This window comes from Fictibacillus fluitans, assembly GCF_030418125.1.
GTDB classification, from domain to species: Bacteria; Bacillota; Bacilli; order Bacillales; family Fictibacillaceae; genus Fictibacillus_C; species Fictibacillus_C fluitans.
The window spans coordinates 1-17,771 of the sequence record NZ_JAUHTR010000007.1 but is presented as its reverse complement, the minus strand read 5'-3'; the positions used below and the strand labels follow the sequence as shown (position 1 = coordinate 17,771).

Below are 17,771 nucleotides of genomic sequence, written 5' to 3'. Positions count from 1 at the left end.
CCTTGATTGGAGTTTTTTTGGCATGTATGTTAAAGTTTCTAGTGTATCTCTACTTTTAAAGCACGACTGAATCCGTTGTGCAGGACGATGAATTGGAGTGAGGATCTTGGCTAAGAAGGAAGAGCACATCCGGAAACCGGAATGGCTAAAAATAAAGCTGAACACAAACGATAATTATAAGGGCCTCAAAAAAATGATGCGCGAGAAAAAGCTACATACGGTTTGTGAAGAAGCGCGATGCCCGAACATTCATGAGTGCTGGGCAGTAAGAAAAACTGCTACCTTTATGATTTTGGGCGATGTATGTACCCGTGCCTGCCGTTTTTGCGCAGTAAAAACGGGGTTGCCAACAGAGCTTGACTTGCAGGAACCGGAACGCGTGGCCGAATCTGTAGAACAAATGGGATTAAAGCACGTAGTTATTACAGCGGTTGCACGTGATGATTTGAAAGATGGCGGAGCTGCCGTGTTTGCAGAAACCGTACGGGCCATCCGCAAACGCAATCCATTCTGCTCGATTGAAGTATTGCCTTCTGACATGATGGGGGTTTATGAAAACCTTGAGACATTGATGGACGCGAAACCCGACATCATGAACCACAACATTGAAACCGTCAAACGTTTGACTCCAAGAGTCCGCGCACGTGCGACATATGACCGCACACTTGAATTTTTGCGCCGTGCAAAAGAAATGAACGCAAACATCCCGACAAAGTCCAGCATCATGATCGGACTTGGAGAAACATGGGAAGAGATTATTGAAACCTTTGATGATCTCCGCGCCAACAATGTAGATATCGTAACGGTAGGGCAGTACCTGCAGCCGACCAAGAAACACTTGAAAGTTCAAAAGTACTATCACCCGGATGAATTTGCTGAACTGCGCAAAATTGCGCTTAGCAAAGGGTTTAAACACTGTGAGTCAGGACCGCTTGTACGTTCTTCGTATCATGCAGATGAGCAGGTTAACGCAGCCAACCAAGCTGTTCAAAGCAACTAAAAAGAAAAAGCCGGGATGTTCATCCGGCTTTTTTATTTTCTCCTGTTCATGTCCGTATTGGACATATTTTCATTTTCACCCTTCATTTCACCATTCGGATTCTCGCCGTCACTCACTTTATAGCCTTGCGGTGACTGCTTCATCTCTTTGATGAGCCGGTCAATAATGCCTTCTGCATTGTCTGTGTCGTAGTTCACGGAGCGGTATTGCTCCAGTTTTCCGATCATTCCTTTTTTATCGGAGACATAGACATGGTAGTAGCGCGGGACGACAGAGAAGGCTGTCCTTTTTACGTTATCTGCGATGGCCATTCTGTTCTTGCTTGTCGTTTCGTAGGCCATGAGAACCTCTTCATCGGTCACGAGAACAGCCATATCTTTAATGTTCGGCAGGCGGATGGCCATGTCGGTGATCATATCGGCCAGTTTCTGGCGGTCCATTTTCGGTATTTTGTTGGCGGAAAGGGGCTTGGTGTTCTCGCCTTTATATTCATGTCGGACATAACCGAAGTCCCCGTATCTTCTGTCGGTTCCCATATTGTCATTATCGTTTTTATATTGTTTATAATTGGTTTTGGAAAATTTATAACCGCTTGTAGTTTCTTTTCTTGTATCGTCATCTGAACAGCCGGCTAATACGGCGATACAAATCATCAGGGGAGCAGCCATTTTCAGTTTCTTGTTCATTTGGATTTCACCTCCTTCTCCATAGGGTGACCACAATAATGAACTTTTTACGAAGAAATTGTTGGCTGTATTTTTAAAGGACGTGGTAAACTATAAAGGTGAGGTGAGTTCATGATTTGTATAGGTGAGCATTGCTACGAACTGGTAGAAAATAACAAAGAGGCCTTTGACGAGGAACAGCTGAAGTCAAGGTACAGTGAAATATTACATAAATATGATTATCTTGTTGGCGATATTGGCTATGAACAGCTCCGGCTGCGCGGCTTTTTTGAAGATGCCCATGATAAAGCGACATATGACACAAAGATCAGCACTCTTCCGGAATACATCTATGAGTACTGCAATTTTGGATGTCCTTATTTTGTCCTGAAAAAAATAACCCCCGGTAAATAAGGGGTTATTGGCACTACCTCAAGCCTTGTAGTTTTGGTAAGGTTCTTCTGTATCTTCATCCGGATCATCATGGGTCGGATGGGCACCAGGAAATTGGCGTTCCAGCCCTTCATGAAGATTTTTGTACTCATAGTTAAATGCACTATAAGACCGCTGGTTTTCCTTCCAGGGCGTCGACTTTCCGAGTTTGGCGTTAATGGGCGAGCCATAAGGACCCTCCGGAAAGTCCTCAGGAAGGACATAGCGTCTTCCGGTTTCAACATTGGAAAAGTCCGTATAGGTCTCTTCGTCTTTGTTATACAAAACAATCATTCCCTTCAGGCAGAGTAACGATGGAAAATTTCCATCCTTCTTACATTGCCCATGGAATGGTTTTTTTGCATGATCAAAAATTCCCATCAAAGGGTTTCGTATAAAAATTCCCGGAGCTCCTGGGCATCTTCTTCTGTCAAATTGTAGGCATGCTCCAGATAGCCTTCTTCATCCAGATCATCTTCTCCAATAATGGCAAAACGGCTGCCTTGCATATCGAGAATCAAGCTCTTGCCATAGTGTTTTCCTGTTTTAACAATGGCGAGATCAAATCGCGTATTTGTCCCCATAAAGCTGACAAACCGCGTTTCTGACTTTTCTGTATCGTCGTATAGAAAAAAACGTTCTTCGGCCATCTTCAGCCCTCCTTTGCCATCGGCGAATTGCTTCTTTTCCATTTCATCATATCAGACAACAGAAAAGTTGCAAATAGCAGCCTGTATAGCCAATTTGTATCAGGTTTTGTGATAAACTAAACAGGAAGAACATTAACAAGGCAGGGTGAAAGCTATGTATTTTGTAGACAGAAAAAAAATAGAACAAAACCTGGTATATCTTGAGTTTTTACTGAAAAATGTAAATGAACTTTCCGCCAGCGGATCAGCTGTTGAAAAATTGGCCCTTGAGCGTGCGGCACATGTCATTATTGAAGGTATGATGGATGTGGGCAATGCCATGATTGATGGATTTATTATGAGGGACCCGGGCAGTTATGATGACATTCTGGATATACTGGAAGATGAGAAAGTCATTACCGCGGCTGATGCGAAAGGTTTGAAACAGGTTATTGCGCTGAGGAAAATGCTTGTGCAGGAGTTCTCGAATGTAGACCATGAGGCTATCCTTTCCGTACTGGCAGACAACAGTGAGCCGTTAAGCAGCTTTCCGTCCAGAGTGAGGGAATATATTGAAAAAGAATTGGGTCCTGTTTCGGCGTTTTTGCCCGAGGATCAGCAGTAAGAAGCGTTTCTAAACGTTTTTGTTTAAAATATACTTTTGTTTACTGTTGTTGTAAGATAAGGGTAAGGAAGGTGATGGTTTATGGCTATGGCTAATAACACCTCTACCCGTTCAGAACTCATTCATTTATTGAAGCGCCACAAAAAATTAACCGTTACAGAAATGGCCGGCCTGCTCGGTATTACCGAAATGGGTGTACGCCGCCATTTAAATACATTAGAGAGAGACCAACTGATTGAATCTACACTTGTCCGGCAGCCGATGGGCCGTCCGCTGAGTGTATATCAATTGTCTGAAACAGCGGATGAACAATTTCCCCGCAATTACTCTGGACTGACCGTCGAGTTTATGAAGGACATACAAGTGATTGCAGGCGAAGAAGCGGTGCACGAACTGTTTGTGCGCCGGGAAGACCGCTTGAATGAAAGATACAGCAAACGGATGGAGAATAAAAGCTTCGAGGAAAAAGTTGCCGAACTCGCCACCATCCAAAATGAAGCCGGTTATATGGTGGAATGGGAAAAAAGCGTTGACGGACAATTTGAACTCAAGGAATTTAATTGCCCCATTGCCAAAGTGGCAAATGTATACCAACAGGCCTGTTCCTGTGAGCTGTCTCTGTTCCAAAGATTGCTTGGTACAGAACAGATTGAACGAATACAGTGTCTCGCTAAAGGCGGTTCCTGCTGCAAGTACCTGATTTCTGAAAAGAAAAACGCGTAACACCCTATCGGAAGAATACCGGTAGGGTTATTTTTTATGGAAAAATAAGAAGGAGCCCGATGACAGGCTCCTGTGTTTTTTTACTCATTGAACTTTTACAATAACCCGTCCTTTGTTGTTGCCTTCCACTGTCGCGCGTAAAATGTCCGGAAGCTCATCAAGGGTCACTTCTTTTCCCATTTTGTCCCCGACATGCTTTGTTTTCAAATCAGATGCAATTCGTTCCCAAATGGTATTCCTGAGAAATGCCGGACAAAAAACCGAATCGATACCGAGAAGATTGATCCCCCGTAAAATAAAAGGGTGCACCGTCGTATGAATATCGGTTCCCCCGGTCAGTCCAGAAACAGCAACAGAACCGCCGTACTGAATCGAGCTCAGCAAAAACTCAAGGGTTTTGCCTCCAACGGGATCAACGGCAGCTGCCCAGCGCTGGGAATAAAGGGGCCGGTCGTCTTTTTTCACAACTTCCTCGCGGTCAATGATCTCTGCCGCTCCCAGTTCTTTTAAATAACTGTGCTCTGGTTCCTTCCCGGTACTTGCTGTCACCCTGTAGCCAAGATTGGAGAGCATGGCTACTGCCTGGCTGCCTACGCCGCCTGTTGCTCCCGTCACAATCACAGGGCCGCTTTCAGGGGTAATTCCGTGCTCCTGCAGGCGATGAACGGACAATGCCGCGGTGAAGCCCGCGGTTCCATACAGCATGGCATCTTTTAAAGACAGTTCCTTAGGCAGGAGAACCACCCATTCTGCGGGAACTCTTGCATACTCACTGTATCCGCCAAAATGCGATACCCCGAGCTTGTAGCCTGTAACAAGAACTTCGTCTCCCTCCTGAAAGTCAGGTGAAGAAGAATGTGTGACGGTTCCTGATAAATCAATACCTGGAATAAGGGGATAGTTGGTTACGATGGAACTTTGATTTTGCGCTGCCAGCCCATCTTTATAATTGACGCTGGAATAAGCCACCCTGATCGTAACTTCTCCTTCTGGAAGGTCACCGAGGGATAATTCCTTTTTCGTTATTTCTACTTCATCGTTGTTCTTCTCGAGAACAATGGCTTGAAAAGACATGAAATACCTCCTTTATCAGACTATCTGACACCCCATAAGAATACCCTTTGAACAGACTGGGTTAAACAGCAGAAAAATGAGGAAGTAGTAAAAATAATAATAATTTTTACAATAATTTACATATATGGTAGGGTAGACTTGATTGAAAGCAGGGGGAATAAACGTGCTGGTTGGCATGCCTTTTTTGATCGTTGCAGTTCCGGGTATTGTCGTCATTCTTTTGAGCTGGTGGTTCAGAAAACGAAAATTATCTTTCTTTGTGAGGGTATTTCCAAGTATGCTGGCAGCATGCGGGTCAATGTATCTCCTTTACTATTAAAAGTGGTAAGGGGCTTTGAAGGGGCAGTGTACGGTTTTCTCGCATTTTTCCTGATGTGCTTTTCAGTGGCAGGCTACGTGATTGCTGCGAAAAAACCTTCGCAAAAACAGCAGCAAACCTTTTAACAATAAAAAACAATTGACACGAAGGATAAAGTTCAGTATTATTCAAACTAACTTAATATTCAGATGTATCTTATCCAGAGAGGTGGAGGGACTGACCCGATGAAACCCGGCAACCAGCATTTGTGCATGGTGCTAATTTCAGCAGAACAGTATGTTCTGAAAGATGAGAGCCGACGGTGTAAACTGCGACCTCTTCTTTTGGAAGGGGTCTTTTTTATAGGCTCTTTAAAAAAACAAATACATAATCAGAAGGAGAGATGGAACATGAGCGAAGAAAGAGAATACGGGTTTGAAACAATTTCATTGCATGAGGGACAAAAGGTAGATCCGACGACAGGGGCAAGGGCGGTGCCGATCTATCAGACAACTTCCTACCAGTTTGACAGCACAGAGCACGCAGCAAATTTATTCGGACTTAAAGAATTCGGAAATATATACAGCCGGATCATGAATCCGACACAGGATGCGTTTGAGCAGACCATTGCCAAGCTGGAAGGCGGAGTGGGGGCACTTGCTGTGGCTTCCGGACAGGCAGCCATTACTTATTCCATATTAAACATTGCCGGTGCCGGTGATGAGGTTGTTGCTTCAGGTTCCTTGTACGGCGGAACCTATAACCTGTTTTCTAATACTCTTCCAAAGCTCGGAATCAACGTGAAATTTGCTGAGCTTGATAATCTGCAATCCTTCCGAGATGCCATCACGGAAAAAACCAGAGCTCTTTATATCGAAACCATCGGGAATCCGAAAATTGACGTAGCGGATATTTCAGGCATTGCGGAGATTGCACACGAAGCGGGAGTTCCGCTGATTGTAGATAACACGTTTGCCACCCCTTACCTTTGCCGTCCGATTGAATTTGGAGCAGATATCGTTGTCCATTCCGCTACCAAATTTATTGGCGGGCATGGTACATCCATTGGCGGGCTGATTATTGATTCCGGGAAGTTCGACTGGACCAATGGCAAGTTCCCTGGTTTGACCGAACCGGATAACAGCTATGGAGGCGTTGTTTATACAGAAGCAGTCGGACCGCTGGCGTATATTATTAAAGCCCGTGTTCAACTTCTCAGAGACTTGGGCTCTTGCGTATCGCCTTTCAACTCCTTTTTGTTCATCCAGGGACTTGAGACGCTGGCGCTGCGGGTAGAACGCCATTGCGAAAATGCATTAAAGGTGGCGAAGTTCCTTCAGCAGCATCCTGCTGTTGACTGGGTAAACTACCCTGGGCTTGAAGACAACCAGTACCATGAACTGGCAAACAAATATTTGCCAAAAGGTGCAGGTGCCATTCTTACCTTTGGTGTAAAAGGTGGAGTAAAAGAAGGAAGCAAGCTCATTGAAAGCGTGAAACTGTTTTCCCACCTTGCCAATGTGGGGGATTCAAAATCACTTATCATTCATCCGGCAAGCACAACGCATCAGCAGCTGACCGAAGAAGAGCAGCGTAAAGCAGGAGTTGCTCCTGAGATGGTAAGACTGTCGGTTGGCATTGAAACGATTGATGATATTATTTACGACCTTGAACAGGCTCTGGCTGTTACCAGCCCTGTTCCAACCGGCCAATAAGACGTCATGTCATCCAACAAGAAAAGAAAAAAACAGGAGGGTCATGTTGAAGCGACCCTCCTGTTTTTCTATGAAAGCTGCTGTTCTGCCATTTGAATGAGGCGTTTGGTGATTTCTCCGCCTACAGATCCGTTCTGTCTTGCTGCCGTATCCGGTCCAAGATTAACCCCAAACTCTCTTGCGATTTCCATTTTCATTTGATCCAGAGCATTTTGTACGCCTGGAACAACGGTCTCATTATTATTTTTAGCCATAGGATGACCTCCTTTTTTTATAGAGTGTGTACTTTATGGAAAAATATACATCATGAGGAAAATGATTGATTCGCCAATCTCAATCTTTGTTAGAAACCGCCTATTTTTGGTACACTAAAGCCGTCAATAAAAAAGGAGTCAAGATGATGAAAAGTTATAAAGGATATTTGATTGACCTCGATGGAACCATGTACAGAGGAAAAGAACGAATTGATGAAGCAGTTGAATTTGTAAACGAATTAAACCGCAGAGAACTGCCTTACCTATTCGTAACCAACAATTCTTCCAAAACCAAAGAAGAAGTGGCAAGGGTGCTTCAAAACTTTGAAATCCCTGCAACGTCTGACCATGTATACACTACAAGCATGGCAACGGCCAATTACATCGAAAAACTGAAACCGGATGCGAGCGTTTATTGTATCGGGGAGGAAGGAATCCGGCAGGCACTGGAAGAGAAGGGCTTCACGCTGACCTCTCAACAGCCCGACTTTGTCGTAATCGGGATCGACCGCTCCATTAATTACGAAAAATTGGCACTGGCCTGTCTCGCTGTAAGAGGCGGAGCCCGTTTTATTTCGACCAACGGGGACATAGCTTTACCCACCGAAAGAGGTCTTTTGCCCGGCAATGGTTCTTTAACTTCCGTAGTGGCAGTTTCGACCAGAACCGAGCCTGTGTTTATCGGCAAGCCGGAAGCGGTTATTATGGAAATGGCGCTTGAACAGCTTGGCACGTCCAAAGAGGAAACCTTGATGATCGGTGACAATTACGATACCGACATTCTTGCGGGAATCCGTTCTGGTATGGATACTCTTCTTGTGCATACAGGGGTTACCATGAAAGAACACCTCACTGATGTAGAGATCCAGCCTACCTATACTGTAAATCGCCTGGATGAATGGAAAGCATTTGAATAAAAAAAGCACTCGATGCTGTTAAGAAACAGTATCTGAGTGCAATGAAAACAGCACATTGGGTGCTGTTTTTTTTATTCTGCGTTTGCCGCACGGTGGGCCAGCCGGCTTGATGCTGCGGCGGCAATCGCCCCGACAATATCATCAAGAAAAGTGTGGACTTTTCCGCTGGATTTATCGTTCAGCTTTTCCAGAATGCCTGGCTTTTGTTTATCAATAAAACCATAATTGGTAAAGCCGATTGATCCGTATATGTTAACAATGGAAAGTGCTATCACTTCATCAATACCGTACAGGCTCTCATCCCGCTCCAAAATCTCCTGAAGGGGTCCCTCCAGCATTTTCTTTTCGGCGAGCATGTCAAGCTGTATACCGGTCAATATGGCGTTTTGTACCTCCCGCTTGGCAACCACCCGTTCCACGTTATGCAGACAGACGGACAATTCCAGGTCTGGATGGTAAGGCACCTGAAGGAAATAAACAAGTTCTGCGATATCTTTTAATGTTACGCCCCGCTCCGAAAGCAGGCGCATGGCCGATTCCTCAACATTCTCTACCTTTTTCTCTCTCATAAAAAATCTCCTTATCTTCCGCGACGTTTGGGTTTTTATAGTATATGTGTCCAGACCTAACTTATGAGTCCGGCCAAAAATTAATAACCAACAGGGCACCTGGGTCATAGACTATAATTATTGAAGAACTTGAGGTGAGGGCTATGTTCGAGAGAGACGTTTATCATCATTATCAATTATATTGCGAAGGGAAGCGGAGCATCAGCGGATACCGATATTTTGTTTCTGAAGGGGAACCATACCTCGTTGTTCCGCAAAAAAAGATTACGATTGACCGGATCGAAGAGATCGTATACTTCAGCGATTATTTGCGATATAAGGGAGAAACCGGAATTGCGGGGCTTTTTCCAACGATGACCAATATGCCCAATGCAAACATTGAAGGCGAGTCCATCCTGCTGTTTAAGATTGAACAATCAGACCGGGATACGTCAGAGAAGAAAACGATGGGTGAGGAACTCGCTCATTTCCACAGAAACGGCAAAGACCTTCCTCCTCCGCCGGTTCCGACAGATAGTTATTTGTATGGAAGCTGGGCGGCGCTTTGGATGAACCGGGTTGACCAGGCAAAGGAATGGTATCAGGAGGTCTTTGCCAAGCCGGTGAAAAATGAATTTGACACGTTGTTTTTAACCACCTTTCCGTATTTTGAGGGTTTATCAGAGAATGCCATTCAATACATTATTGATTACAACCTGGAGGATTCCATGAGGGAGGAGGAAGGGCCATCCATCGTGCATGAACGCTTTCAGGAGAACTCCTGGCTGCAGTTTGACAACGATTATGTAAAGCTTCCGACGGGTTGGGTGCTAGATCACCCTGTACGTGATATCGCAGAATGGATCCGTTCATGCGTGTACCAAAGAAATTTCAGTCCGGACACCGTTACATCCTTCCTGGATGAGTATGAGAAGGTGACTCCGTTAAAAAGAGAAGGATGGAGACTGCTGTACGGAAGGCTCCTTTTTCCTGTCTGGTATTATGACATGATCGAAAACCATTACAAGAATGAACGGGAGATTGGCAAAGAGCTGTCTCAGCATAAATTTACCGAGTATTTGCTGATGGAAGAGCAGAATGAAGAGTTTTTACGCTCCTTTTTCCCAATCATCGGTCTTCCGGCAGACCGTCTGCAGATCCCTGTGGTGGATTGGCTGATTCCAAACGGATAAAAGTGCTCTCATTAAAGAGCGCTTTTTTCTTTTGAAATGAAAGCGGGAACATGAGAAAATAAGGAAAAAGGTTTGGAGTGCCAGAATGAAACCGTATATTTTTATAACAAGAAAAATTCCTGAAACAACAATGGACGAATTACAGAAAATTGCCGTTGTGACGATGTGGGAAGATGAATTTAAGCCGGTTCCCCGTAAACGTCTGCTTGAAGAGGCTGCAAAAGCAACCGGACTGCTTACCCTGCTTTCAGATAAAATTGATGAAGAGCTGATGGATCAGTCGCCAAATCTTCAAGTGGTTGCCAATCTGGCAGTCGGCTATGACAATATTGATGTTCCTTATGCAACTAAAAAAGGGATTACCATTTGCAATACGCCGGACGTCCTCACCGATACGACGGCTGATTTGACCTTTGCTCTGCTGATGGCCACGGCAAGAAGAATCACAGAGGCTGCACAGTATATAAAAGAAGGAAAATGGACGGGCTGGGCCCCTTTGCTGCTTGCAGGAACGGATATTCATCATAAAACCCTGGGGATTGTCGGGATGGGACGAATTGGAGAAGCCGTTGCCAAGAGAGCGGCTGGTTTTAATATGAATATTCTCTACCATAACCGCAGCCGGAAAGAAGAAGTGGAGCGAAAACTGAATTTGTCCTACCGCTCCTTTGAAGACGTGCTAAAAACGTCCGATTATGTGGTTTGCCTTGTACCTCTAACTAATGAGACAAAAGATATGTTTGATGAAAATGCATTTCAAACCATGAAGGAATCCGCTATCTTTCTCAATGCTTCCCGGGGAGGAGTAGTGGTTGAAAAAGCGCTGGACAAAGCCTTGACCAAGGGGTGGATCAGAGGGGCCGGGCTCGATGTTTTTCGCGAAGAACCGATTCAGGCGGATCATTTCCTATTAAAGCATGCCAATCTGGTTGCTCTTCCCCATATCGGAAGCGCCACTCTGGAGACGCGGATGCAAATGGCCCGGTTAGCATGCAAAAATATTGAGAACGTTCTGCAGGGGCTTATACCTCCTGCACCAGTAAACGGATAAGTAGGGGGGCAGGAACATGAACAGGAGACTGGAAGGAAAAACCGCTGTGGTAACAGGTGTCAGCCGTCTTGAAGGGATGGGTGCAGCGTTTTGCAGGGCGCTCGCCCATGAAGGCGCATCCGTGTTCTTTACGTATTACACTCCTTATGATGAAGAGATGCCGTGGGGGAAAAAAGAAAGTGATCCAGGTATACTTCTACAGGAGCTAAAGGACATTGGGGCGGCAACGGGTATGATTCAGCTTGATTTGGCCAGTGAATCATCGTACAGGCTATTATTCGATGAAGCAGAACGCATGGTGGGATCTCCAGCAATTTTGGTGAATAATGCCTGTTATTCCGTAAATGACAGTCTGGATACCATTACAGCAGCACATTGGGATAAGTATTACGAGATTAATATCCGGGCGACGGCCATGCTCTCGGCTGAATTTGTCCGGCGCTGGACTGGAAAAACCGGAGGAAGAATTATTAATATAACATCCGGGCAATCCAAAGGACCAATGCCTGGTGAATGGGCTTACGCGTCAACGAAGGGAGCCATTGATGCCATGACAGTGACATTAAGTGCTGAGGTGGCCTCCCGGGGAATCAACGTAAATGCGATTAATCCAGGACCGACCGATACAGGCTGGATGGACGCTGACACCCGTCTCGCTCTTTTGCCCCTGTTTCCAAAAGGAAGAGCAGGCAGATCTGAGGATGCTGCCAGATTATTGGCTTTTTTGGCAAGCGATGAAAGCGAATGGATTACCGGACAAATCCTTCACTCCGAAGGCGGGTTTATGCGATAAGTAGTACAATAGCAGCTTATTAACATTAAGGTGCTTGTCTTCTCTGTATCTGAAAACGCTTCCAAAATCTTTACAAAACTACTGGTTGTGCCAAGCCCAAATTACGTCTACAATTGTCCTTAATACAAAAACAGATGTATTTCTAGTGAGGACAGGAGTGTTGGCAATGGTTCAGAACGTATCTGTAGGATTATTGGGGCTTGGGACAGTAGGCAGCGGTGTCGTTAGAATGGTGGAAGGCCATCAGGAAGAATTGCTTCACCGTGTAGGCTGTCCGGTCTACATAAAACGAGTGCTTGTTCAAAATCTTGATAAGGAACGGTCATGCAACATTAAGCCCGAGCTATTGACGAGCAGGGCAGATGAGGTCGTTAAGGACCCTGAAATTGATGTGGTGATCGAAGTGATCGGCGGAATTGAGCGGGCAAGAGAATATATTCTGCAGGCGCTCAGCAACAAGAAGCATGTGATTACGGCCAACAAGGACCTTATGGCATTACATGGCGCTGAACTTTTATCAGCAGCTGAAGAAAATGGATGCGACTTATTTTATGAAGCGAGTGTAGCCGGGGGAATCCCGATTATCCGTACGCTGGTAGATGGACTGGCATCTGACCGGATTACGAAAATGATGGGGATTGTCAACGGAACCACCAATTATATATTAACGAAAATGGATAAAGAAAACTTGACCTTTGAAGAAGTTTTAAAAGAAGCCCAGGAGCTGGGTTATGCTGAAGCGGATCCTACCTCCGATGTGGAAGGAATTGATGCGGCACGCAAAATGGCCATTCTGGCTTCTCTCGGTTTTTCCATGAATATTCATCTGGATGATGTGGAGGTAAAAGGAATTTCAAGCATCACAAGCGAAGACCTGGAATATGCACGTCAGTTTGGCTACACCATGAAACTGATCGGAAATGCAAAGAAAGACAATGGCAAGGTGGAAGTCAGTGTGGAACCGACACTTCTGCCGGATTCCCACCCGCTTGCGGCCGTGCAAAATGAGTACAATGCCGTCTATATTTATGGCGAGGCAGTCGGCGAGACCATGCTGTTTGGCCCTGGTGCCGGCCAGTTGCCCACCGCAACTTCCATCGTGTCAGACCTTGTAGCTGTTGTTAGGAATATGCGCCTCGGTGTTAACGGTAGAAGCGTTGTAGCTCCCCAATTTGATAAGCAGCTCAAGAAGGACGATGAAATCTCTGGAAAGTATTTCTACAGGCTGCATGTTAAAGATGAGGCAGGCACATTCTCTGCACTGACATCGGTTTTCGCCCAGAATGAAGTAAGCTTGGAAAAGCTGCTTCAGCAGCCGGTTGGAGATAACGGTGTGGCCGAGGTGGTACTTGTCACCCATACGACGACCAAGCAGCAAAATGACAAAATCTATCAGCAGCTCAAGGATTCCGGGGTTGTTAATCAAATCAAAAGCCACTACCGCGTAGAAGGAGGAGCACAATGAGCTACAAAGGATTAATTCATAAATATAAGGACTTTTTACCGGTTACCGATCAAACACCTGAACTTTCTCTGCAGGAAGGCAATACACCGCTTATACCGCTTGAGCATCTTTCTAAAGAGTGGGGGATCGAGCTCTTTGTTAAATATGAAGGAGCGAATCCAACAGGATCGTTTAAAGATCGTGGAATGGTAATGGCTGTGGCAAAAGCCAAAGAAGAAGGCAGCAAAGCCATCATCTGTGCTTCCACAGGGAATACAAGTGCCGCAGCAGCTGCGTATGGAGCGAGAGCTGGTCTTCGCTGTCTTGTCGTCATCCCGTCCGGTAAAGTAGCTCTTGGCAAGCTGGCACAGGCAAAAATGTATGGTGCGGAAGTATTTGAAATTGAAGGGAATTTCGACGAAGCGCTCCAAATGGTACGGAAATTGAGCGAAGAAGAGCCATTGACACTTGTTAACTCAGTAAACCCGTTCCGTCTCGAGGGCCAGAAGACTGCAGCCTTTGAAATTGTGGACACACTTGGTTCAGCACCGGATGTTCTTGCCATCCCGGTGGGGAATGCCGGAAACATTTCAGCGTACTGGAAAGGCTTTAAAGAATATAATGAAAAGTTAGGAACCGGGCTTCCCCGTATGCAAGGATTTCAGGCGGAGGGAGCTGCGCCGATTGTAAATAAAGCCGTTGTCAAAAATCCCGAAACCATTGCAACAGCTATTCGCATAGGAAATCCGGCCAGCTGGAATTTTGCCCTGGAAGCCGTAGAGCAGTCCAGCGGCGGTGTAAACAGTGTATCTGATGAGGAAATTGTGGAGGCGTATCACCTGCTGGCCAGGAAGGAAGGCGTCTTCGCCGAGCCGGCTTCTTGTTCTTCCATTGCAGGGGTATGGAAACTTGTGAAAAGCGGCCAGCTTGCTCCCGGGACAAAAGTAGTAGCGGTATTGACAGGAAACGGATTGAAAGACCCGGAAACAGCGATGGACACGGTTACGGTCAATCCAGTAAAAGTATCCAATCAACTGGAAGATTTAAGGGAGGCCATGAAGGGTTGTGTATTACAATGACCTTTGCTCCTTTTTCTATCCAAGTACCGGGCAGCACGGCTAATTTAGGACCTGGATTTGATTCGGTGGGCATGGCGTTGTCCATGTATTTAACGGTGAATGTTTTTCCATCCCGTGAGCAGAAGATCACATACTTCGGAAAAGAGCTTGAAAGCCTCAATGGCGAAAAGAATAATTTGATTCTCCAGGCAGCAACAATGGTTGCTGGTGCCTATAATAAAGACCTGCCTTGCTGTTCCCTGGAAGTGGAAAGCGAACTTCCATTATCCAGAGGGATGGGAAGCAGTGCAGCAGCAATCGTGGCAGGGATTGAGTGGGCAAACCGCGTGCTTTCTCTGTCGCTCTCAAAGGACGAAAAAGCACTTTTTGCCTGCAAGATGGAGGGGCATCCGGATAATGTGGTTCCATCCTTAATTGGGGGTCTGGCGATCAGCTGGTATGATGAAAACCTGGTGGAAACCGTTCATGTCACCGATTTATCGGTTGAACTGGTTCTCACTATTCCATCATTTGAGCTTGCCACAAGCATGGCGAGGGAAGCATTGCCCGAAAACCTGGCGCACGCTGAAGCGGTTCAGGCAAGTGCGGTCAGCAATGTACTGGTAGCTTCACTGCTGCGGGGGGATTGGAGAACAGCAGGCAAGATGATGAACAAGGACCGGTTTCACGAGCCTTACCGGCAGCAGTGGTTTCCGGATTTTACAGAGATCAAGAAAAAAGCTGCTGAAGCAGGCGCCTATGGAACAGCCATCAGCGGAGCGGGGCCTGCCATGGTTTCTTTTGTACCTGCAGGTTCAGGCACAAAGGTATGCGGCCAGATCGCCAGCGCATTTGAGGGCTATGTATGCAAGGTGGTTTCTCCTGATGTGAAAGGCGTTCTTGTCCAGCAGCTTTGCCTCCCGGCATAAATAAAACCCCCGTACCTCGATGAACCATTACAGTTCACGCGGTACGGGGGTTTTTTATAAGCGATTATTAGAATACTTGTTCCAGTTCAACAACGCCGGGTACTTCCTCAAGAAGAGCACGCTCAATACCGGCTTTTAGTGTAATCGTGGAGGAAGGGCAGCTTCCGCAAGCACCCATAAGACGGACTTTTACAATTCCATCTTCAATGTCAACAAGCTCCACGTCTCCGCCGTCACGAAGCAAAAATGGGCGTAATTTATCTAGAACTTCTTCAACTTGATCACGCATAGAAACTTCAGTAGCCATAATAGAAAACTCCTTTCATAAACAACTTACCCTTATTATACGGGTTTTGATTCAAAAAATCCATGTGCGCGCATCACAACATTTAAAAAGAATTCATCTTTATTAAGTTCCCGTAATCGATTACAATAAAACGTGCAGGGACTTTTAAGCTGGGGTGAGGCGAATGGACAGGAAACAGATTACGATCAAGGTATTCGGCGGTGAGCAGAAATGTGCAAGCTGCGTGAATTTGCCATCTTCCAAAGAAACCGCGGAATGGCTGCAGGCGGCCATTTCACGTAAATATCCCGATCAACTGTTTACCATCGAATTTATTGATATCTTTTCGACGGTTGAAGCGGAGAATCAAAAGTTTGCGCATCAAATAGTGGAAGAAGACCTCTTCTATCCTGTGGTTGTTATTAATGATGAAATTGTAGCAGAAGGCAACCCAAGGCTTAAGGACATATATGCCATCATGGAACTAAACGGTTATAAGGATGTCGGCTAAAGGATTTGTCATCATATGAAAACCCCGCAGGGACGCCCTGCGGGGTTTTTTACAGTCCTTTTTAGTTTTGATATTTATAAAGCCATAGAATACCGGATTTTAGCAGACGAGGCACACGTCCGATGAGGGAAGCGCCGCCCATGGTTCCAAAGCCGCTCTTTTTCCCTAATGAACCCATAACTCCCTTAAGCTTGATTTCCTCAAGTTCAGGCATCGGCTGATTCTTCCACTTTTTAAGAAGAATATCAGAAATTTGCTCTGCCTGTTCCTCAGCAAGCTGGGCGCTTGGTGAGAAAGGCATGCTGGCACAGTCACCTACTACATACACATCTTCGTTATCAGGAAGGTGATGGTACTTCGTCAGCTTCACACGGCCTTGCGGGTCTTTTTCCACGTCAAGATCGCGAACCAGCTTGTTGGGCTGAATGCCGGCTGTCCATACGATCGCATCGCATTCGATGGCGGTGTCATGATTGTACAAAACATTTTTTTCCACACGGGTGATGTTGGAATTATTAACAACTTCAACGCCATGCTGAATGAACCAGTTTTGAACATAGTTGCTCAAGCGGGGTTTAAAACCATTAAGTATGATTGGACCACGATCAAAAAGAATAATTTTAAGGTCTGAACGGCTTTCGTGCAGTTCACTGGCAAGTTCCACGCCGCTTAGACCGGCGCCTACCACACCTACTACTCCATTATGAGGAAGATTGTTCAGGACCTGGTACGTTTCACGTGACTTGTCCACACTCTGGATGCTCAGTGTATATTCTTTCGCTCCAGGGACATTATGGTATTTATCCTCACAGCCAAGGCCGATGATCAATTCATCATATGCTACGGGTTCGTCGTCAGCCAGCTGGACTTGTTTGTTGTTAAAATCAAGTTCAGTAACAATCCCGTATTTTATTTTAAGCTGTGGGTGCTCCGGGAAAGGAACACGAATATGGTGGTCAGAAATCGTTCCAGCCGCCAGTGCATAATATTCTGTTTTCAAACAATGATAAGGCTGCTTGTCAATTAAGGTAATTTGGACATCGGATGGAAGCTCAGGAGAATTTAAAAGACGTTTTAAAAGTCGCATACCTCCATATCCTCCGCCAAGCAATACAAGGTGTTTCATTGTCTTTCCCTTCTTTCTATGGCACTATGTGTAAATAATGGCAACATTAGTAGCGGCAATCCCGCATTTTTTAAAGCTTCTCAGGAAGCGATTTCACATTCAAACACTTCTTAGTATAGCATTTTACTATAAATTCTCAACTATTTTCCTAAAAACAAAAGGAAGAAGTAAAAGGGTTTGACGGAGAAGCCGGGGCAATATACGATAGAAAAGTAAGGCGAGGTGAAAAGATGAGACCGATTATCGAATTTTGTGTCAGCAACCTGGCCAACGGTTCACAGCGTGCACTTGAAAAACTGGAACAGGATTATGATCTGGATGTGATTGAATACGGCTGTCTCGGATATTGTGGTCACTGTGCCCGTTCTCTATTCGCATTGGTAAATGGTGAAATTGTGCGCGGCGAAACGCCGGACGAGCTGGTTGAAAATATTTATAAGTTTCTTGAAGAAAATCCGATGTTTTAATCATAATAAAAAGCTGGCTCAGATGAGCCAGCT

At 45.5% G+C, this 17,771-nt stretch carries 23 protein-coding genes and 1 riboswitch; of the genes, 15 read left to right on the top strand and 8 right to left on the bottom strand.

Annotation, left to right across the window (positions count from 1 at the left end; genetic code table 11):
• The first annotated feature begins 106 nt into the window (after positions 1-106).
• Entirely contained in the window at positions 107-1,000 is an 894-nt protein-coding gene (lipA, locus tag QYB97_RS13725; RefSeq protein ID WP_301166573.1) for a lipoyl synthase, read from the top strand.
• A 32-nt stretch (positions 1,001-1,032) separates the two neighbouring features.
• Here lipA and QYB97_RS13720 read toward each other — a convergent pair whose 3' ends face one another.
• On the bottom strand, positions 1,033-1,686 hold the full coding sequence (locus QYB97_RS13720) for a YhcN/YlaJ family sporulation lipoprotein (RefSeq protein ID WP_301166572.1): 654 nt from the start codon (positions 1,684-1,686) through the stop codon (positions 1,033-1,035).
• A 111-nt stretch (positions 1,687-1,797) separates the two neighbouring features.
• On the opposite strand from QYB97_RS13720, the gene QYB97_RS13715 reads away from it, so the two are divergent.
• Positions 1,798-2,079 carry a YutD family protein gene (locus QYB97_RS13715; protein ID WP_301166571.1) on the top strand — a complete coding sequence of 94 codons (282 nt, stop codon included), beginning with the start codon at positions 1,798-1,800 and terminating at the stop codon, positions 2,077-2,079.
• Positions 2,080-2,097: 18 nt separating this feature from the next.
• Here the strand turns inward: QYB97_RS13715 and QYB97_RS13710 are convergent, their stop codons facing one another.
• Positions 2,098-2,391: a hypothetical protein gene (locus tag QYB97_RS13710; RefSeq protein WP_301166570.1), complete on the bottom strand. Its 294-nt coding sequence runs from the start codon at positions 2,389-2,391 to the stop codon at positions 2,098-2,100.
• An 86-nt stretch (positions 2,392-2,477) separates the two neighbouring features.
• Entirely contained in the window at positions 2,478-2,747 is a 270-nt protein-coding gene (locus QYB97_RS13705; protein ID WP_301166569.1) for a DUF3055 domain-containing protein, read from the bottom strand.
• Between the two features lie 154 nt (positions 2,748-2,901).
• On the opposite strand from QYB97_RS13705, the gene QYB97_RS13700 reads away from it, so the two are divergent.
• Both QYB97_RS13700 and QYB97_RS13695 read left to right on the top strand, forming a co-directional pair.
• Positions 2,902-3,351, top strand: a complete 450-nt coding sequence (locus tag QYB97_RS13700) for a DUF86 domain-containing protein (RefSeq protein ID WP_301166568.1) — start codon at positions 2,902-2,904, stop codon at positions 3,349-3,351.
• An 81-nt stretch (positions 3,352-3,432) separates the two neighbouring features.
• Positions 3,433-4,074, top strand: a complete 642-nt coding sequence (locus QYB97_RS13695; protein ID WP_301166567.1) for a helix-turn-helix transcriptional regulator — start codon at positions 3,433-3,435, stop codon at positions 4,072-4,074.
• A gap of 84 nt (positions 4,075-4,158) precedes the next feature.
• On the opposite strand, the gene QYB97_RS13690 is transcribed toward QYB97_RS13695, so the two are convergent.
• A complete protein-coding gene (locus tag QYB97_RS13690) occupies positions 4,159-5,148 on the bottom strand; it encodes an acrylyl-CoA reductase family protein (protein ID WP_301166566.1) in 990 nt (329 codons plus the stop codon).
• Positions 5,149-5,286: 138 nt separating this feature from the next.
• Between QYB97_RS13690 and QYB97_RS13685 the strand changes: the two genes are divergently transcribed.
• Both QYB97_RS13685 and QYB97_RS13680 read left to right on the top strand, forming a co-directional pair.
• Positions 5,287-5,592, top strand: a complete 306-nt coding sequence (locus QYB97_RS13685) for a hypothetical protein (RefSeq protein ID WP_301166565.1) — start codon at positions 5,287-5,289, stop codon at positions 5,590-5,592.
• 67 nt (positions 5,593-5,659) lie between these two features.
• Positions 5,660-5,762, top strand: a riboswitch (SAM riboswitch).
• A 94-nt stretch (positions 5,763-5,856) separates the two neighbouring features.
• Entirely contained in the window at positions 5,857-7,161 is a 1,305-nt protein-coding gene (locus QYB97_RS13680) for a homocysteine synthase (RefSeq protein ID WP_301166564.1), read from the top strand.
• A 68-nt stretch (positions 7,162-7,229) separates the two neighbouring features.
• Here QYB97_RS13680 and QYB97_RS13675 read toward each other — a convergent pair whose 3' ends face one another.
• Entirely contained in the window at positions 7,230-7,415 is a 186-nt protein-coding gene (locus QYB97_RS13675; protein ID WP_301166563.1) for an alpha/beta-type small acid-soluble spore protein, read from the bottom strand.
• A gap of 146 nt (positions 7,416-7,561) precedes the next feature.
• Here QYB97_RS13675 and QYB97_RS13670 point away from each other — a divergent pair, with 146 nt between their 5' ends.
• Positions 7,562-8,332 carry a TIGR01457 family HAD-type hydrolase gene (locus QYB97_RS13670; protein WP_301166797.1) on the top strand — a complete coding sequence of 257 codons (771 nt, stop codon included), beginning with the start codon at positions 7,562-7,564 and terminating at the stop codon, positions 8,330-8,332.
• A gap of 71 nt (positions 8,333-8,403) precedes the next feature.
• Here the strand turns inward: QYB97_RS13670 and QYB97_RS13665 are convergent, their stop codons facing one another.
• The gene (locus QYB97_RS13665; RefSeq protein ID WP_301166562.1) at positions 8,404-8,901 is read right to left on the bottom strand and encodes a phosphatidylglycerophosphatase A family protein; all 498 of its coding nucleotides are present in this window, start codon (positions 8,899-8,901) and stop codon (positions 8,404-8,406) included.
• A gap of 143 nt (positions 8,902-9,044) precedes the next feature.
• Between QYB97_RS13665 and yutH the strand changes: the two genes are divergently transcribed.
• The 6 genes from yutH (at position 9,045) to thrB (ending at position 15,348) form a co-directional block, all read left to right on the top strand.
• Positions 9,045-10,073 carry a spore coat putative kinase YutH gene (gene yutH / locus QYB97_RS13660; protein ID WP_301166561.1) on the top strand — a complete coding sequence of 343 codons (1,029 nt, stop codon included), beginning with the start codon at positions 9,045-9,047 and terminating at the stop codon, positions 10,071-10,073.
• Between the two features lie 85 nt (positions 10,074-10,158).
• Complete coding sequence (locus tag QYB97_RS13655) at positions 10,159-11,124, top strand: 2-hydroxyacid dehydrogenase (RefSeq protein ID WP_301166560.1); 966 nt, start codon at positions 10,159-10,161, stop codon at positions 11,122-11,124.
• Positions 11,125-11,140: 16 nt separating this feature from the next.
• Positions 11,141-11,917, top strand: coding sequence for an SDR family oxidoreductase (locus QYB97_RS13650; RefSeq protein WP_301166559.1), 777 nt, complete (start codon positions 11,141-11,143; stop codon positions 11,915-11,917).
• 166 nt (positions 11,918-12,083) lie between these two features.
• Entirely contained in the window at positions 12,084-13,382 is a 1,299-nt protein-coding gene (locus QYB97_RS13645; protein ID WP_301166558.1) for a homoserine dehydrogenase, read from the top strand.
• Positions 13,379-14,440: a threonine synthase gene (gene thrC, locus QYB97_RS13640; protein ID WP_301166557.1), complete on the top strand. Its 1,062-nt coding sequence runs from the start codon at positions 13,379-13,381 to the stop codon at positions 14,438-14,440. Before QYB97_RS13645 ends, thrC begins: the two co-directional genes overlap by 4 nt.
• Positions 14,425-15,348, top strand: a complete 924-nt coding sequence (thrB, locus tag QYB97_RS13635; RefSeq protein WP_301166556.1) for a homoserine kinase — start codon at positions 14,425-14,427, stop codon at positions 15,346-15,348. Before thrC ends, thrB begins: the two co-directional genes overlap by 16 nt.
• Before the next feature lie 67 nt (positions 15,349-15,415).
• Here the strand turns inward: thrB and QYB97_RS13630 are convergent, their stop codons facing one another.
• Complete coding sequence (locus QYB97_RS13630; RefSeq protein ID WP_301166555.1) at positions 15,416-15,655, bottom strand: NifU family protein; 240 nt, start codon at positions 15,653-15,655, stop codon at positions 15,416-15,418.
• 163 nt (positions 15,656-15,818) lie between these two features.
• On the opposite strand from QYB97_RS13630, the gene QYB97_RS13625 reads away from it, so the two are divergent.
• Complete coding sequence (locus QYB97_RS13625; RefSeq protein WP_301166554.1) at positions 15,819-16,145, top strand: YuzD family protein; 327 nt, start codon at positions 15,819-15,821, stop codon at positions 16,143-16,145.
• A 61-nt stretch (positions 16,146-16,206) separates the two neighbouring features.
• Here QYB97_RS13625 and QYB97_RS13620 read toward each other — a convergent pair whose 3' ends face one another.
• Positions 16,207-17,271, bottom strand: a complete 1,065-nt coding sequence (locus QYB97_RS13620) for an NAD(P)/FAD-dependent oxidoreductase (RefSeq protein ID WP_301166553.1) — start codon at positions 17,269-17,271, stop codon at positions 16,207-16,209.
• A 230-nt stretch (positions 17,272-17,501) separates the two neighbouring features.
• Between QYB97_RS13620 and QYB97_RS13615 the strand changes: the two genes are divergently transcribed.
• On the top strand, positions 17,502-17,738 hold the full coding sequence (locus tag QYB97_RS13615; RefSeq protein ID WP_301166552.1) for a YuzB family protein: 237 nt from the start codon (positions 17,502-17,504) through the stop codon (positions 17,736-17,738).
• Positions 17,739-17,771: the final 33 nt, after the last annotated feature.

Coding starts and splice junctions, on each gene's coding strand:
- QYB97_RS13720 (WP_301166572.1), bottom strand. CDS start 1,686: ATGAACAAGAAACTGAAAATGGCTGCTCCCCTGATGATTTGTATCGCC.
- QYB97_RS13715 (WP_301166571.1), top strand. CDS start 1,798: ATGATTTGTATAGGTGAGCATTGCTACGAACTGGTAGAAAATAACAAA.
- QYB97_RS13710 (WP_301166570.1), bottom strand. CDS start 2,391: ATGATTGTTTTGTATAACAAAGACGAAGAGACCTATACGGACTTTTCC.
- QYB97_RS13705 (WP_301166569.1), bottom strand. CDS start 2,747: ATGGCCGAAGAACGTTTTTTTCTATACGACGATACAGAAAAGTCAGAA.
- QYB97_RS13700 (WP_301166568.1), top strand. CDS start 2,902: ATGTATTTTGTAGACAGAAAAAAAATAGAACAAAACCTGGTATATCTT.
- QYB97_RS13695 (WP_301166567.1), top strand. CDS start 3,433: ATGGCTATGGCTAATAACACCTCTACCCGTTCAGAACTCATTCATTTA.
- QYB97_RS13690 (WP_301166566.1), bottom strand. CDS start 5,148: ATGTCTTTTCAAGCCATTGTTCTCGAGAAGAACAACGATGAAGTAGAA.
- QYB97_RS13680 (WP_301166564.1), top strand. CDS start 5,857: ATGAGCGAAGAAAGAGAATACGGGTTTGAAACAATTTCATTGCATGAG.
- QYB97_RS13675 (WP_301166563.1), bottom strand. CDS start 7,415: ATGGCTAAAAATAATAATGAGACCGTTGTTCCAGGCGTACAAAATGCT.
- QYB97_RS13670 (WP_301166797.1), top strand. CDS start 7,562: ATGAAAAGTTATAAAGGATATTTGATTGACCTCGATGGAACCATGTAC.
- QYB97_RS13665 (WP_301166562.1), bottom strand. CDS start 8,901: ATGAGAGAGAAAAAGGTAGAGAATGTTGAGGAATCGGCCATGCGCCTG.
- yutH (WP_301166561.1), top strand. CDS start 9,045: ATGTTCGAGAGAGACGTTTATCATCATTATCAATTATATTGCGAAGGG.
- QYB97_RS13655 (WP_301166560.1), top strand. CDS start 10,159: ATGAAACCGTATATTTTTATAACAAGAAAAATTCCTGAAACAACAATG.
- QYB97_RS13650 (WP_301166559.1), top strand. CDS start 11,141: ATGAACAGGAGACTGGAAGGAAAAACCGCTGTGGTAACAGGTGTCAGC.
- QYB97_RS13645 (WP_301166558.1), top strand. CDS start 12,084: ATGGTTCAGAACGTATCTGTAGGATTATTGGGGCTTGGGACAGTAGGC.
- thrC (WP_301166557.1), top strand. CDS start 13,379: ATGAGCTACAAAGGATTAATTCATAAATATAAGGACTTTTTACCGGTT.
- QYB97_RS13630 (WP_301166555.1), bottom strand. CDS start 15,655: ATGGCTACTGAAGTTTCTATGCGTGATCAAGTTGAAGAAGTTCTAGAT.
- QYB97_RS13625 (WP_301166554.1), top strand. CDS start 15,819: ATGGACAGGAAACAGATTACGATCAAGGTATTCGGCGGTGAGCAGAAA.
- QYB97_RS13620 (WP_301166553.1), bottom strand. CDS start 17,271: ATGAAACACCTTGTATTGCTTGGCGGAGGATATGGAGGTATGCGACTT.
- QYB97_RS13615 (WP_301166552.1), top strand. CDS start 17,502: ATGAGACCGATTATCGAATTTTGTGTCAGCAACCTGGCCAACGGTTCA.